Origin of the sequence: Mesorhizobium sp. M0410 (assembly GCF_040321435.1) — a bacterium.
GTDB lineage: Bacteria > Pseudomonadota > Alphaproteobacteria > Rhizobiales > Rhizobiaceae > Mesorhizobium.
On the sequence record NZ_JAMYRN010000072.1, the window covers coordinates 1 to 942 of the forward strand.

Consider the following 942-nt stretch of genomic DNA (forward strand, 5'->3'; position numbering starts at 1 on the left):
ACCGGACACATAGGTAACACTTTTCGGTTTTTGCCGGGAGGTGTTGATGCCGTGGAGAGAGTGTTCGGTGATGGAGGAACGTCTTCGCTTTGTGGCTCGCCTGCTCGACGGAGAAGGCATGAGCGCGGTGTGCCGGGAGTTCGGGATCTCGCGCAAGACCGGCTACAAGATCTTCAACCGCTACAGGCAAGAGGGGTTGGAGGCGCTTTGCGACCGCTCGCGGCGGCCGGTACGCTATGCCAACCAACTGCCCGAGCAGATCGAGCGGCTGATCGTCGAGAGCAAGCGCGACAAGCCGCACTGGGGCGCCAGGAAGATCAGGGAGCTGCTGATCAGGAAGCTCGCCGGCGATGTGCGCATCCCGGCCAAGAGCACGGTGCATGCCGTGCTCGACCGCCACGGCCTTGTGAGCCAGGCCCGCAAGAGGAACCGGGCGAACAAGGCCATGGGCACGCCGCTGTCGCAGGCCGCCGTCCCCAACGATCTGTGGTGCGCTGACTTCAAGGGCGAGTTCAAGCTCGGCAACGGTCGCTACTGTTACCCCCTGACGGTGACCGACCAGGCCTCGCGCTACCTGCTTCTCGCCGAAGCGCTTGAAGCGACACGGGAAGCGCCGGTCATCGAGGCCTTCGTCCGGCTGTTCAGGGAACGCGGCCTGCCGCTCGCCATTCGAAGCGACAACGGGGTCCCCTTCGCCAGCCCCAACGGCCTCTACAATCTGTCGAAGCTGTCGGTCTGGTGGTTGAGGCTCGGCATTGCCATCGAGCGCATCAAGCCCGGCAACCCGCAACAGAACGGCCGCCACGAGCGCATGCACCGCACCTTGAAGCAGGAGACCACGCGGCCCCCGGGCATGAATGCCCTGCAACAGCAGGCCAGATTTGACGCTTTCATCAGCGAATTCAACGAGGAAAGGCCGCATGAGGCGTTGGCCATGAAGCT

Annotated in this window: 1 protein-coding gene; it reads left to right on the forward strand. The window is 63.7% G+C overall.

The genetic code is table 11. The features are described 5' to 3' along the window. Window positions 1–46: 46 nt before the first annotated feature. Window positions 47–942: integrase core domain-containing protein (locus tag NKI63_RS30645; protein ID WP_352824129.1), on the forward strand; the 896-nt coding region annotated here is incomplete at its 3' end.